Annotated in this window: 10 protein-coding genes; 2 read left to right on the forward strand and 8 right to left on the reverse strand. The window is 72.3% G+C overall.

What is annotated here, in order from left to right:
- Window positions 1–167: 167 nt before the first annotated feature.
- Window positions 168–1,343: a cytochrome P450 gene (locus AB0N66_RS28820; protein ID WP_365440400.1), complete on the forward strand. Its 1,176-nt coding sequence runs from the start codon at window positions 168–170 to the stop codon at window positions 1,341–1,343.
- Between the two features lie 37 nt (window positions 1,344–1,380).
- On the opposite strand, the gene AB0N66_RS28825 is transcribed toward AB0N66_RS28820, so the two are convergent.
- From AB0N66_RS28825 to AB0N66_RS28850, 6 genes are read right to left on the reverse strand one after another with little or no spacing between them, the layout of a single operon-like run.
- Window positions 1,381–2,388: a PDR/VanB family oxidoreductase gene (locus AB0N66_RS28825; RefSeq protein WP_365440402.1), complete on the reverse strand. Its 1,008-nt coding sequence runs from the start codon at window positions 2,386–2,388 to the stop codon at window positions 1,381–1,383.
- The gene (locus tag AB0N66_RS28830) at window positions 2,378–3,853 is read right to left on the reverse strand and encodes a glutamine synthetase family protein (RefSeq protein ID WP_365440404.1); all 1,476 of its coding nucleotides are present in this window, start codon (window positions 3,851–3,853) and stop codon (window positions 2,378–2,380) included. Before AB0N66_RS28830 ends, AB0N66_RS28825 begins: the two co-directional genes overlap by 11 nt.
- Window positions 3,854–3,858: 5 nt before the next feature.
- Complete coding sequence (locus AB0N66_RS28835) at window positions 3,859–5,211, reverse strand: aromatic ring-hydroxylating dioxygenase subunit alpha (protein ID WP_365440406.1); 1,353 nt, start codon at window positions 5,209–5,211, stop codon at window positions 3,859–3,861.
- 40 nt (window positions 5,212–5,251) lie between these two features.
- The gene (locus AB0N66_RS28840; RefSeq protein ID WP_365440408.1) at window positions 5,252–7,204 is read right to left on the reverse strand and encodes a primary-amine oxidase; all 1,953 of its coding nucleotides are present in this window, start codon (window positions 7,202–7,204) and stop codon (window positions 5,252–5,254) included.
- Window positions 7,201–8,784, reverse strand: coding sequence for a gamma-glutamyltransferase (locus tag AB0N66_RS28845; protein ID WP_365440410.1), 1,584 nt, complete (start codon window positions 8,782–8,784; stop codon window positions 7,201–7,203). Before AB0N66_RS28845 ends, AB0N66_RS28840 begins: the two co-directional genes overlap by 4 nt.
- Entirely contained in the window at window positions 8,781–9,434 is a 654-nt protein-coding gene (locus AB0N66_RS28850) for a cyclase family protein (RefSeq protein ID WP_365440412.1), read from the reverse strand. Before AB0N66_RS28850 ends, AB0N66_RS28845 begins: the two co-directional genes overlap by 4 nt.
- A 137-nt stretch (window positions 9,435–9,571) precedes the next feature.
- Here AB0N66_RS28850 and AB0N66_RS28855 point away from each other — a divergent pair, with 137 nt between their 5' ends.
- The gene (locus AB0N66_RS28855; RefSeq protein ID WP_365440414.1) at window positions 9,572–10,261 is read left to right on the forward strand and encodes a GntR family transcriptional regulator; all 690 of its coding nucleotides are present in this window, start codon (window positions 9,572–9,574) and stop codon (window positions 10,259–10,261) included.
- A 29-nt stretch (window positions 10,262–10,290) separates the two neighbouring features.
- On the opposite strand, the gene solA is transcribed toward AB0N66_RS28855, so the two are convergent.
- Both solA and AB0N66_RS28865 read right to left on the reverse strand, forming a co-directional pair.
- Complete coding sequence (gene solA / locus AB0N66_RS28860; RefSeq protein WP_365440416.1) at window positions 10,291–12,909, reverse strand: N-methyl-L-tryptophan oxidase; 2,619 nt, start codon at window positions 12,907–12,909, stop codon at window positions 10,291–10,293.
- The gene (locus AB0N66_RS28865) at window positions 12,906–14,363 is read right to left on the reverse strand and encodes an aldehyde dehydrogenase family protein (protein ID WP_365440418.1); all 1,458 of its coding nucleotides are present in this window, start codon (window positions 14,361–14,363) and stop codon (window positions 12,906–12,908) included. The genes solA and AB0N66_RS28865 overlap by 4 nt, the downstream gene beginning before the upstream one ends.
- Between the last annotated feature and the right edge of the window lie 29 nt (window positions 14,364–14,392).

The following is a 14,392-nucleotide window of genomic DNA, read 5'->3' on the forward strand; positions in this document are numbered from 1 at the left end:
ACCCTGGGTGGCCGGAATTCATCCCTGCCGTTCGGCGGCACGTTCGGCGGCACCTTCGGCCCGGGACACCGGTCCGCACCACGCCGAGGGCGATTGTTAGCCTTGGTTGTGATCGGTTTCCCTGTACCCGCACCCGGCCCTGGCGCCGTCCCCGGCCAAGGCTCGTGATGAGCGTCGGCGGCTCCTTCCCGCTCGGTGCCGCGACCACGCTCGCCGAACTCGCCCGGGATCCACATCCGCGACTGGCGTTGCTCCGTGCGCGGGAGCCCGTGTCCTGGCTGCCCGAGCTGGACGGCTGGCTGGTGACCCGGCGCGACCTCGCGCTGAGCGTGATGCGGGACGACACGACGTTCACCGTCGACGACCCCCGGTTCTCCACCGCACAGGTCGTCGGCGCGAGCATGCTGTCCCTGGACGGTGACCAGCACGCCCGCCACCGAGAGCCCTTCACCGCACCCTTCCGCCCCCGGGAAGTACGTGACGGCTTCGCCTCGTTCATCGAGCGGGAGACCGACCGGCTCATCACCGCACTGGAACCGGCGGGCGCCGTCGAACTACGACGTGCCTTCGCCGGCCCGCTCGCCGTCGCCGTCGTGACCGAGGCACTCGGACTGGTCGGCACCACCGCGGCCACGGTCCTTGCCTGGTACGACTCGATCGTGCGCGCGGTTTCCGACATCACCGCCGGACACGAGGCGGGGACCGCCGGCGCCGCGGCGTACGCGGAGCTGCGGGCCGCCGTGGAAGCCACCGTCGCGGACCGGGGCGCATCGTCGCTCCTCGGCTCCGCCGCCGGGCAACTGACGGTGCCCGAAGTGGCGTCCAATGCCGCGGTGCTGATGTTCGGAGGCATCGAGACCACCGAGGCGATGATCACCAACGCGCTGCTGCACCTGCTGCAACGCCCCGACCAACTCGCTCTCGTCCAGGCCGACTTCGGCCTGCTGGACGGCGCGATCGAGGAATCCCTGCGCCTCGAACCCGGTGCGGCGGTCGTCGACCGCTACGCCACCTGTGACACCGTCCTCGGCCCCGCCACGATCCGCCGCGGCGACCTGGTCACCGTCTCCCTGACCGGCGCCAACCGCGACCCGGACGTCTTCCCCGACCCCGACCGCTTCGACGTCCGCCGCGAGAACGCGCGTCTCCAACTGGCCTTCGCACACGGCCCTCACTACTGCCTCGCCGCGCACCTCGCCCGCCTGGAGACCCGCATCGCCCTCCAGCGCCTTCTCGAGCGCCTCCCCGCCCTGCGCCTCGACCCGGACCGCCCCACCGCCGCGATCGGCTTGGTCTTCCGCAAGCCCTCCACTCTGCATGTGCTGTGGGACAGTCCTGCCTGAGTGCCCTCCAGGCGTCGCGGCTGATTCCTTCGGAAGCCTAGAGATCGAGCGTCAGTACCGGAGAGTCCGACCGGCTCACGCAGATCATCATCGTTGTGGCGGTGGGACGCTCGGACGGATCGATCACCGTGTCCCGGTGATCGGGAAGTCCGGCTGTCACCCGTGTCTCGCAAGTGCCGCAGTAGCCCTCCTCGCAGGAATAGGGCACGTCCGGCAGTTTCTCCCGGACGACCTCCAGTACCGAGCGGTCGGCGGGCACTGTCATCCGTAGCCCCGAACGAGCGAGCACCACCTCGAACTCACCGCTCTGCAAACCGGATTGATCCAGGGGCCCGGAGGCGGCCGTGGCGAAGCGCTCCAGGTACGGGGTCCGGGGCGGGTCGGCCGCGCGGCACAGGGCCGTCACCGCGTCGAGCATCGGCTGCGGGCCGCAGGCGTAGACGGCGTGGGCGGGCGGGGTGGCGGCGAGCTCGGCCGCCAGGTCCGGCAGCCCCGCCTCGTCCTGGGGCACCAACAGCACCCGGTCCCCGCCCAGTGCCACGAGCTCCGCCGCGTAAGCCAGACGTGACCGGTCGCGGGCGCCCATGACCAGCCGCCAGGGCAGGCCGCGTGCGTTGAGCTCGCGGGCCATCGGCAACAGCGGGGTCACGCCGATGCCGCCGGCCAGCAGCAGGTAGCCCGCCGCGGGTACCAGGGGGAAGCGATTGACCGGCCCGGCAACCTCCAACTCCCGCCCCACGAGCGCGGTGTCGTGGATCTCCCGCGACCCGCCGCGCCCGTCGGGCACCCGATGGACGGCGACCGTCCACGCCTCGCTGTCCGCCGGGTCTCCGCACAGCGAGTAGGACCGCCGCAACCCCGACGGCAGGGCCATCTCCACGTGCGCCCCCGGTGCCCACGACGGCAGGGCGCCGCCGCCGGGCCGGGTCAGCCGTAGCTCCACCACGCCGCGGGCAACCCATCGGGCCTGCCGGACCAGGAGTCGTACGGTGCCCGGCGCGATCACGGGCACTGCGTCGGAACACTCGGCGGGCTCAGAAGACACCGAAGTACTCTCGCTGTTCCCAGTCGGTGACCTCTTGGTCGAAGCGGGCGATTTCGGCGCGCTTGATGCTCGTGAAGTAGGCCACGAAGTCCTTGCCGAGGCGGTCCGCCAGCACCTCGTCCGCCTCCAGCGCGGTGAGGGCCTCGCCCAGTGAGCGGGGCAGCGGCTCCGCCCGGGTGGCGTACGGTTCGTCGGCCGCGGGACCTGGGTCGAGGCCGCCGGCCACTCCGTCGAGCCCGGCGGCGAGCTGGGAGGCGAGGTAGAGGTAGGGATTGGCCGCGGGCTCCCCGATCCGGTTCTCCAGCCGCGTCGATGACGGTCCGTCACCCAGTACACGCACCATCGCCCCGCGGTTGTCGCGCCCCCACACCGCACGGTCGGGGGCCAGCGACAACGAGCGGAAGCGCTTGAAGCCGTTGAGGGTGGGTGTGGAGAACGCGCTCGTGGCCCGCGCGTGCCGCAGCAGTCCGCCGAGGAAGGCGGTTCCGTACGGCGACAGCCGCGGGCCGGATGCGACGCGGTCGCCGGAAGCCTCGGGGGCGAAGCCCTCTACGGATTCTCCGTTGTCCTCCCTGGCGAAGATGCCCGTGCCGTCCCGCAGCATGCTCTGGTGCAGGTGCCATCCGCTGGAGAAGACTCCGGGGAGATGGGGGCGGCACATGAAGGTGGCGTGGTGGCCGTGGCGGGCGGCGACCTGCTTGACGGCGCTGCGCAGCAGCACCATCGCGTCGGCCGTGCCCAGCCCGTCGGCGGGCTGGAGAGTCAGCTCCACCTGGCTCGGGCCGAACTCGACCTCCATGCTGCGCAGCGGCAGCCCCAGGCCCTCGATGTTCGAGCGGAGGATGTCGAGGATGGGGTCGAGTTCGTCGTACCGCAGCTCACTCAGATACTGGTGGCCGTGGTTGAGCATGCCGACCTCGGGCGCGACGCCCGGCTGGCCGAGGTCGCCGGGGCCCAGGCGGGGGTCGGCGAGCCGGAAGAGGTGGAACTCCACTTCCAGGCCGGTGCGGTAGGTCAGGCCGTCGGCCTGGTCGAGGACCGTGCGCAGCAGCCCGCGTGTGCACAGGGGGACCGGCGCTCCGGAGGTGAAGCGCAGGTCGCACAGCAGCCAGCCGGTCCCCGGCGACCAGGGCAGCATCCGGAAGGTTCCCGGGTCGGGCACCATCACCATGTCGGCGGCGCCGCGCAGTTCGGGTAGCCCGAGCGGCGTCTCCTTGGTGAACAGCGGGAACACGGTCCGCCCCGAGGTGTCCTTGGCGAGCAGGGACGAGGCGATGCCGGTGCCCTCGCGCAGCACGTTGGGCAGTTCGCCCACGGTGACGGTCTTGCCGCGCAGCAGCCCGTGCTGGTCGGCGAAGACCACCCGTACCACCGTCATCTCGCCGGATTCGGCGCGAGCGCGTATCTCGCTTGCCGCGGCGGTCTGTTCGGCGGTCCACAGGCCGTGGCGTTCGATGAATCCCACGCCGCTCAGCCGTCCGTTTCCAGAGGGTGCGCCCAACTGCTTTCGGCGCGCTGCTTGGCGGTGGCGGTCGTCCAGTGCTCCTGCCAGCCGTCCGTGGGGCCGATGCCGTCGAGGGTGACCGGGCCCTGGACCCGCGCGGCCTCCTTGGGAGGCAGCACCAGGGGCGGGTCCTCGCCGCGCTCGACGGCGGAGATGGCCTCGCCGAGCATGCGGCGGTACATCACGATGACCTTGTCGGAGCGGCCCAGGTGCTCGCGGGTGCGGTCCTGGATGGCGCCCTGCCCCTCCACCGCCCACTGGTCGTGCACGTTGATGTCGGTGCCGAGACCGGTGTACGTCGTCGTCAGTTGCTCCGCCGGGTCGTAGCCGTAGTTGTTCGCGCGGCCGAAGCGCGGCCGGTAGTCGGGCAGGGTGACCGCGCCGACCCGCTGCCGGCGCATTTCCTCCTGGTCCACCGGACCTCCGACACTGCTGAACAGGGCGTACCAGTAGCAGGAGTTGTCGTCGATGGGCACGTGCCACTGGGTGATCGCCGTCTCCGCGTCGAGCGGGATGTGGAAGGCGTGCGGAAGGACCTGGTGGGTGATGCGGACATGGGTGCGGCTGCCGTCCATCGGCAGGCCCTGGGTGTCGGTGCCGTCGAGGGTGCGCAGAGCGGTGATGCGGATGCCGTACGGGGTACGGGTGGCGCCGATGTCGGGCCTGCCGTACTCGCGCAGGATCTTCGTCATCGGCAGGTCGGTGCCCTGCGAGGCGGCGCGGAACTGCTTGCCATAGCTGTCCTCGGGATCCTCGTCCTGGAAGAAGCGGTGGAGGTAGGAGGCGTGGGCCGGGTCGATGCCGACTTCCAGGGCCTGGAGCCAGTTGCACTCCAACAGGCCCTTCCAGGCGAAGGTGTGGTCGGCGGGCGCCCGGAAGCAGTCCAGGGCGGGCAGTTCGGGCGGTTCGCCGGGGCCGAGGTAGCCCCAGAAGATCCCGTTGATCTCGCGCACCGGGTAACTGCCCAGCCTGACGCGTGACTTGAGGGGACTGTCGGCCGGCTCGGCGGGCGTGTCCAGACAGGAGCCGTCGCGGCCGAAGAGCCAGCCGTGGAAGCAGCAGCGCAGTCCGCCGTCCTCCAGCCGGCCGTGCGCCAGGTCGGCACCGCGGTGCGGGCAGCCGCGGTCGACCAGGCCGAGTTCGCCGCTGTCGTCGCGGAACAGCACCAGGTCCTGACCCATCACCTTGGGCGCCACCAGGGGCCGTACGCCGTCGAGTTCCTCGCTGAGAGCTATGGGTTGCCAGTAGCGGCGCATCCATTCACCGGCCGGGGTGCCGGGGCCGGTTCGGGTGAGCCGCTCGTTCTCTTCCTCGCGCATGGGACGCCTTTCTGTCGATGGGAGGAGCCGTGAGTCGGGTTCACCCGCAGCAGTGGTCCGGAGCCGCCGCCGCGGGCCGTGGCGCATGGCAGGAGACGGGCGCCGGCACGTCGAGGGCCGGATTGCGGTCGAAGAACCCGTCGGGCTCAAGGCGCAACCGCGCCCTGGCCACCGGCATCACCGGCCACTCCTCGGGGCGCGGGAAGTGATGCGAGCCGACCGTGGCCCACAGCACCAGGTCCGTGCCGTCCAGCGAGCGGTCCTCCTCCTGCCACTTGTGCACGCCGTCGGCGCCCGGCTCGGCCTGGTTGGGGTACTCCCCGGCGACGAACCGCCGGTCCGGGTCGTAGGCGGTCGCCCACAACTGCCGCCCCACGAATGGGGCTCGGCGTGCGCACACGCTGTCCTCCCGTACCGGCAGCACCGCCGTGTTCTCCAAATGCACCCGGTAGGCGGTCGGTTCGCCCATCCGGTTGCGGGCCTCGGTGCTCTCCACCCGCCAGTGCAGCGCGCGCGACGGGTCGGTGCGCCGGCCGCCCTCGGCCTCGCTGAGGATCGAACGGTGCACCGTACGGGCGGCGTTGCCGTACGGGTCGAGCTCAGGGTCGGTCTCGTGCTCGGCGGTGACCTCGACGAGCCGGTTGCGGGAGCCGTCCACCGCCATGTCGAGGCGGACGCTGAAGAAGTGCTGATGGTTGGTGACCGCGACGTTCGGGGCGACCCGCCGGGCGTACGGGGTCTCCTCGCCCTCCGCCACACCGGTGGCGGAGAGGATGCCGGTCATCTTGATCTCCAGCATCACCGAACCGTCCTGGTACAGCGCCCAGTAGAAGCCATAGTCGTAGTTGGCGACCGTGGCGAACGCGGAGATGATCAGCCGGCGCGAGCGGCGTACCTCGGTGCGGCCGGAGCGGCCGTCGTGGTGTTTCCAGAGGATGCCGTCGTCCTCCTCGTGCACGCAGACGGCGTTCGGGATGAGCCGGGGGACACCGTCGCCGCCGAGGACCGCGGCGTCGAAGTACTGGATGACGCCCAGACAGTCGCAGCCCAGGGCAAGGGAGTTGGTGAGCGGGCCCGCGCCGTACTCGCCCCAGTCGAAGAAGTTCTTGCGGTACTGCGTGGAAGCGGTGTCGAAGTAAGGGACGTACATCTCGTTGACCGCGGCACGCCGGATCACCTGCCGTGGGCCCCGGCCCGCCGCGTCGAAGGACAGGTCGTGCAGCACCAGTCCTTCGCGGTGGCTGAAGCCGACCCGCACCGACCACCCCTGCCAGTCGATCCGCTGACCGGTGACGGTGAAGCTCGGCCCCTGCGCCTGGACGACCTCCAGCGGCCTGAGGCCCGGACGCTCGGGCACCACCCCGGCGGCGAAGACCCCGGACTCCTCCGACAGCGGGACCAAGCCGTGGTCCTCGATGTGCAGAACCTCCATGGTCTCCATGTCGATGATCGGCACCACGCCCTGCACCGGGCGGGCATAGCCGTTGTCGTCCTCGGAGGTGCGGTGCCAGACACTGCCCCAGGTCAGCCGGCGGCCCGCGTACTCGGGCGGTTCGAAGCCGCCGATCGACTCCGGGTCCACCATCACCAGTGACACGTCACGGATGCCGCGCAGCGCCAGTGCTTCCCGGAAGCGCGGGTCCGCCCGGCACACGGCGGCCGCCTGCCGGGCCTCCTCGGAGGAACAGCCCGGACTGCGCACGTCGAGCTCACGCCAGGCGGTGCTCCGCGGCTTGTCGCCCAGTTCGAGGCCGACCTCGTAGGCGATACGTGCGGAGGGGCAGAGCACGACCCCGCGGGCCCGCCGGGTCTCGCCGGGGGCGGCTCCGCGTGCATGGTCCTCGTCGAGGGTCACGCCCCAGAAGCGGGCGTCCTCGGTGACCCGGTCGTCGGCCCTCAACACCTTTGCGGCGACGGCCAGTTCGGCGAGGGTGAGCGGGTCCAGCGGATGCGGTGCCTCGGCAGGTACGGGTTCGGGGGCGAGGGTGCTCACAGCGGGTTTCCTTCCGGGGTGTGGTGCGTGGTTCCGCCGTCGGCGCGCGGATCGGCCGCGCCGTCCAGCCGGCCGTCCGCGGTCAGCCGTACGGCCTGGGTGTGCCCGGCGAGATCGGTGCGGCCGGTCGTGACGACGACCGGCAGTCCCGACGGGAACGCGGTCGTGGCGACGCCGGCCGATTCACCCGACGGGAACGCGGCCGGTACCGACCGAGGCTCCGCCAGCAGGGTCTGTGTCTCGTGGCCGATGTCGCGGGCGCCGGTCACCCAGCGCGGACGGTCCAGCACAGCGGCGGGGTCGGCGGTCGGATCCATCAGTTCGGGCACGGTCTGGGCGAGGATCTGCGGCTGGGCCCGGCCGCCCTGGCAGCCGGCCGCGAGCAGGAGATCGTCGGACCGTCCGAGCACGGGACACAGGGTGTGCGGCGGCCGCAACCCGGGGCCGATGAGGGCCGGATGACCGGGCCGCAGGCTGAACGCCGAACCCCGGTTGTGCAGCACGATGCCGGTGTCCGGATCGCAGATGCCGGAGCCGAAGGTCTGGTAGACGCTCTGGACCAGGGAGACGGCCAGTCCGGTCGAGTCCACGGCGGTGATCGCGACAGTGTCCCCGGCGGGCCGGAAGGGCGGTTTCGGCGGCTGGGCACCGGCGAGTGGAGCCGGCCTCAGCAGTCCGTCCAGATCGGGTGCGCCGCCGCGTGGATCGCCCAGCAGCCGGTCACGGGCCGCCGAGGCGTCCAGGCAGCGGGCGACCAGGACGCCGGTCCGCTCCGGCTCGGAGAGCTTCGCAGCGGCGGTCGCGGCCTCCAGCAGGGCCAGCAGGCTCGCGCCCTGGCTGGGCGGGGGCGCGGCCCACCAGCGGGTACCGGCCGCGTCGAGCACCAACGCCTCGACGCTCTCCGCGTGGTGGGCCGCGAGGTCGCTCGCGGTGAGCGGGCTGCCGGCCCGGCGCAGCCCGTCCGCCAACGCCTCCGCGACCGCTCCCCGGTAGAAGGACGACGGATCGTCCGCGAGTGCGCGCAGTACGGCGGCCAGGCGCGGCTGCGGAAGAGGGGCGCTCTCGTCCAGCGGCGCCCCGTCGGCGCCGGTCAGCAGGGTGGTGAGCCCGGGATCCATGGCGATCTGCGCGACCCGTTCACGCGCGGCGCGGGCCAGACCCGCCGAGACGGTGGCACCCTCCTGTGCCAGTATGGCGGCGTCCAGCAGGGCGGCGGCCAGGGCACCGGGAGTGCCGTGTGCCTCCGCGAGCGCGGTCCAGCCCGCCACCACGCCCGGCACGGTCACCGTCTGCGGGCCCTGCGCGGGCATGCGTTCGTCCGCGGCGCGCAGCGCGTCGACGTCCACGTCGTGCGCGGCGGCGCCCGCCGACAGCACCGCCCGCACCGTGCCGTCGGGGGAGTGGACGAGAGCGATCAAGTCGCCGCCCAGGGAGCACTGGTGGGGATAGACGACGGTGAGGGCGGCCGCCGCCGCCAAGGCCGCGTCCACCGCGTTGCCGCCCCGCTCCGCCGCCTGCCGGGCGGCTGTCAGCGCCGCCGGGTGCGGTGCGGCCAGGATCAGCCGGGGGGCGGTGGTCACGCCTCGTCCCTCGGCCATAGCACCGTGCGCGAAGGGGCGGCCTCGGCGCCCTGCAACGGCAGGGGGAGGGAGAGCATGTCGTAGACGCCGGCCGGTGTGTGCAACAGATCGACCACTTCCAGGATCAACACATCCGCGCCGCACAGCAGTTGATGGGTCTCCCAGTGGGTGGTGTAGGCGACGGCCTCTATGCTCAGGTAGTCGATGCCCGCGGTGCGCACCCCTGCCTCGATGAGACGCTCCGCGCCGTCCGGGGCCAGTCCGACCCACTGTCGGGCCTTCCACGGGCTGCGCAGTACGCCCTCAGAGTTGCTGGTGCGCAGCAGCACCCGTTCCTCGTCGCCGAGGCCGGCCGAGTCCAGGTCGGCGGCGGTGATCTGCTCCTTCACATGGGTGAGGTCCAGCACCCGTGCGGTGCCGTTGAGCGCGGACAGGTCGAGCCGGTCGACCGTCTTTCCGCCGTCGATGAAGTGGGCGGGGGCGTCGATATGGGTGCCGGTGTGCGCGCCGATGCGCCAGCGGCTGACGTTGGAGGGGTCGCCGGCGGTGCGGGACTCGACGATCTCCACCTCGGGGCGGCGGCCCCAGTGCAGCATGCCGGGGTGGATCGGGACGGACACGTCGATGGCCTTGGTGAAATCAAGAGTCATGCATTGCTCCCATTGGATGCGGATATCATGGAAGTGGATCCAAAATAGAATCGCCGTGGACGCCGGCTACCGCGTGGCAAACTGCTCCACCACCGCGCACCCTCCGACCGACCCCGAGAAGGGCTTGACCGACTCCGATGACCCCCCAGACTGACGACGGCCCCCTCGTCGACGACATCGCGGCCCGTATCCGCGCGCGGATCATGAACGGTGAGCTGGCGATCGGCAAACCCCTGCGCCAGGCGGCGCTGGCCACCGAGTTCGGGGTCAGCCGTACGCCGGTGCGCGAGGCGCTGCGTCAGCTTCAGAACGGCGGGCTGATCGAGATGCAGCCCAACCGCGGCGCGGTGGTCCGGGTGCCCGCTCCCTGGGAGGTGCGCCAGGCGTACGAGGTGCGCGCCGAGTTGGAGGGCCTGGCCGCCCGGCGTGCCGCCTCGCGTGTGACGGAGCGGCATCTCAGCACGCTGCGCGAGCACAACGCCGTCCTGCGCGAGGCCGCCGAGCAGGCGGCCGGTGGCAGTCCCGCCACCACCGCTGCCAACGACTGCTTCCACACGGTCGTCTGTGAGGCGGCCGACAACCCGTGGCTGAGCCGGATGATCGACCGGATCAACGAGACCTTTCCGCGCAACGTCTCCTCGCTCGCCCTCGCCGGCGACGAGCGCCACCGGAAGCTGAACATCCGCGAACACGACGCGCTCATCGAGGCGTTGACCGCCCACGATGCGGACCGCGCGCAGGAGGTCATGCGCGAGCACGTCATCAGCGCGGGCGAACATCTGACGGCCTGGTACGAGCGCCGCTCGCAGACCGTCTTCCACGGCTGAGCGGATTCCGGGTGACCCGGTGGCGTGATTCACCAGGCGCCCCCGGGAAAGAGCAGGGCCGGGGACAGGAAGTCCAGGTCCGGGCGGGCGGTCCCGCACACGAGATCGGCCAGTGCCTCGCCGAGCGCCGGACCGAACTTGAAACCGTGTCCCGAGCAGGCCGACGCCACCATTACCTGCGGCAGGCCCGGTATTTCGCCGACCACGAAACGCCGGTCGGCCGTGTTCGTGTAGAGGCATGTCAGGCTCTCGGTCACCGCACCGGCCCCGGGCAGCACCTGGGCCACGGCCTCGGCGAGCAGGGCGAGTTCGGCCCCGGTCGCCGCGGGACGGGCCGAGTCCGGATCCCAGGCGGGGCCGCTGTCCAGGCCCGCCTTGAGGCCACGGCCGTCGGCCGCCGGGAACCCGTACAGCAGCCCCTGCGGCAGATCCACCGAGAAGCTGCCCAGACCTGACCGGCCCAGCGGCCCCGCAGGATCGGCGGCGAAATAGGCGTTGACGATACGAGTGACCGTCAGATGCGGTGCCAGCGACGGGACTTGGGCCGCCGTCCAGGGGCCGGTGCACAGCAGCAGACGCCGGGTGCGCAGCACTGTGCCCGGGGTGCGCACCACCACCTGGTCGCCGTCCGGCTCCCAGCCGATGACCGGGGTGCCGTCCGAGATGGCGGCTCCTGACCGTTCGGCCAGGGCGAGTTGGGCCCGAAGGGCCTCCTGTACGTCGATGATCCCGGCCCGAGGGTCGTGTACCGCACCGAACCCGGCGGGCAGCCGCAGCCCCGGGAAGATCCGCGCGGCCTCCTCGGCACCGACCTGCCGGCAGCCCGGGCCGCGCAGCGGGTCGGGGCGGTCCAGCGGTGCCGCGTACAACCCCCCGGTGACGTCGACCAGTTGGGTCTTGGAGGCGTGCTCCAGCTCCTCCCAGGCCTGGTATGCGGTGTCCACCAGACCGTCCCAGTCGGGGTGGGGATAGGCACGCCGGATCATCCGGGTCGCACCGTGCGAGGACCCCAGGTCGTGGCCCAGGGCGTACTGCTCCAGGCCCAGGACGTCGAGCCCGCGCGCTGCCAGCCCGCGCAGGGCGGCACCTCCGTGCACGCCGAGACCGACCACGATCGCGTCGCGGATCCGGGAGTCGGGGGTCGGGGCGCGACGCACGGGGGTGAGCACGGCGTCGGCGCCGGCGCCGATGAGGATTCCGGACTGCTCCTGAGACAAAGGCGGTTCGGGCGCCGAGGGTGTGGCGCCGGACCCGGATGCGGACGGCGCGGCGTCGAGCCGGGGAGCGGAGGTCGTGGTGCCCGGCCGGCTCGCTGTGTCGGATGCCCGCGGTGTACGCCCGGTGGGCATGGCGCCGGACGGGCGTCGCTCCTTCACCGAGTCCCCGGCCGTACTCCGCGGGCGGGCGGTCTCACGCACGGCCTCGACCAGAGCGTCCACGTCCGCATCGTCGTTGTAGACGTGCACCGAGGCCCGTACCACCTTGGTCAGGCCCCGGGGATCCATGTCCCAGCGGCCGTGCGCCGCCGGCACCGCGATCAAATGGACCCGGCGACGGGCGAGTTCACGCTGTACGTCGGTCGCGTCCAGCCCGTCGACCACGAAGGTGACGATGGCTCCGTCCGCGGCCGGCGGGTCGGTGATCTGTACGCCCGGGACGGCGGCGAGGCGTTCGCGCAGCGCGGCGGCGACCGTCGCCAGATGCCGGGCCACGGTGTCGACGCCCAGGGCGCTGAGGTCGGCCAGCGCGGCACCCAGGCCCAGGCGCAGGGCGTGCGCGGCCTCCCACAACTCGAACCGCTTGGCGTCCGGGACCAGTTCCCAGCTCCGTTCGGCGATCCACCGGGCGCCCCGGACGTCGGGCGCCTCGGGGATGAGACGGTCCAGGAGAGGGCGGCGCACCGCGAGCAGTCCGGTGCCGCGCGGGGCCCGCAGGAACTTGCGGCCGGTCCCGATGAGCAGGTCGCAGCCGATGGCGGCCATGTCGACCGGCAACTGGCCGAGCGACTGCGTCGCGTCCAGCAGGAAGGGCACTCCGTGGGCCTGGGTCAACGCACCGATTCCGGCGGCGGGTTCGACAAGACCCGAGGAGGTCGGCATATGGGCCGCGGTGACCAGGGCGGCGCGACCCGCGCGCAGCGCCGTCTCCAGGGCCCCCAGGTCCACCGCGCCGTCGGGCCCGTTCGGCAGCAGTTCGACGCGGACACCGTGGTCGCGTTCGGCCGACAGCAGTTGCAGGGCGCTGCTGACGTAGCTGGAGCGGGCGGCCAGCACCCGGTCACCGGGGCGGAGCCGCAGCGCGGACACCGCGCGCTGCCAGCCGGCCGTCGCGCTCTCGACGAGGGCGACCTCCTCCGGCCGGGCGCCGAGGAGGTCGGCGACGCGGGCGTAGACGGCTGACAGGGCCGGGGCGGCGTGCTGGGCGGCTTCGTAGCCCCCGGACAGGCTCTCCGCCCGGAAGTGCTCGATCACCGCCTCGACCGTTCCGGTGGCGGGGAGTGCGGCGCCGGCGGCGTTGAAGTGGTGGCCGGTGAAGGAGCCCGGCGTGCGGGTGCGTTCGGCCGCGACGTTCAGCGGGCGAGTCTGCGGCGCGAGGGGCGGTGACGCGGGGTGCGAGGAGGCGGTCCGGGTCGTCACGGGGGCGCTCACAGGGCGATCGTGATGCTTTTGAGCTCGGTGAACCCGTCGACAGCGGCGTCGCCGAGGTCTCTGCCGAGGCCTGACTGTTTCATCCCGCCGAAGGCCACGGCGGGATCGAACTCGTTGTACGTGTTGACCCACACCGTGCCCGCCTCCAGTGCGGCGGCGGTGCGGTGGGCGCGGGCCAGACTGCCGGTCCACACACCGGCGGCGAGTCCGTACTCGCTGTCGTTGGCCAGCGCTATCGCCTCCTCCTCGCTGTCGAAGGGGATGATCGTGGCGACCGGGCCGAAGATCTCCTCCCGGGCTATCCGCATGTCGGGGGTGACACCGGTGAACACCGTCGGCCGCACGAACCAGCCGGGCCCGGGCAGCGGTTCACCTCCCACGGCCATTTCGGCGCCCTCTGCGCGGCCCAGCTCGACGAAGCCGGTGACGCGGTCGTACTGCTCCTGGGACACCAGCGGACCGATGTTGATGCCGCCCTCCAGGCCGGGGCCGATCCGCAGCGCCTCCACGGCCGGCGCCAGCCGGTCCAGCAGCTCCTTCACGACCGTACGTTCCACCAGCAGCCTGCTCCCGGCGGTGCACATCTGCCCGGAGTGCCCGAAGACCGCGCGCACGGCGTTCGGGACCACGGTGTCCAGATCGGCGTCCGCGAACACGATGTTGGGGGACTTGCCGCCCAGTTCGAGGGTGAGCCGCTTCACGGTCGGCGCCGCCGCGGCCATGATCAGCCGTCCGACCTCGGTGGACCCGGTGAAGGACACCTTGGCGACGTCGGGATGGGCGACCAGCGCCGCACCCGTACGTCCATCACCCGTCACCACGTTGACCACCCCCTCGGGCACGCCCGCCTCCAGGCAGAGCGCGGCCAGCCGCAGCGCGGTGAGCGGGGTCTGCTCGGCCGGTTTGACCACGACAGTGCATCCGGCGGCGAGGGCCGGGGCGACCTTCCACGCGGCGATCATGAAGGGGAAGTTCCACGGCAGGACGGCGGCGACCACACCGACCGGCTCACGCACGCTGTAGACGTGCCGGTCGGGGGCGGCGGCGTGCACGGTGCCCGTCAGCCGGGTCGGGGTGCCGGCGTAGTGGCGGATGGCCTGCAGGCCCAGGTCCACGTCGCCGCGTGCCCGTTCGATGGCCTTGCCGTTGTCCAGGGTGTCCAGGACGGCCAGTTGTTCCGCGTCCCGCTCCACCAGGTCGGCGAGGCGCAGCAGTACGTCACGGCGTTGCCGGGGCGGGAGTCCGCGCCAGCGGCGGTCGCGGTGCGCTGCGGTTGCGGCGGCGACCGCGGCGGACACCTCCTCGGGGCCCGCCTGGGCGATGGAGGTGAGCTCTTTCCGGGTGGCCGGGTCGAGCACCGGGATCCGTTCCCGCGCGGTGCCCGTGGTCCAGGCGCCGCCTATGAGCATGGGCTCGCAGTCCGGCAGTCGGGGGATCGTGATGGTGGGGTCCAAGGGGTTCTCCTTCTGGGGGCCCGAGGGGG

Source organism: Streptomyces sp. NPDC093544 (genome assembly GCF_040683495.1).
Lineage (GTDB): Bacteria > Actinomycetota > Actinomycetes > Streptomycetales > Streptomycetaceae > Streptomyces.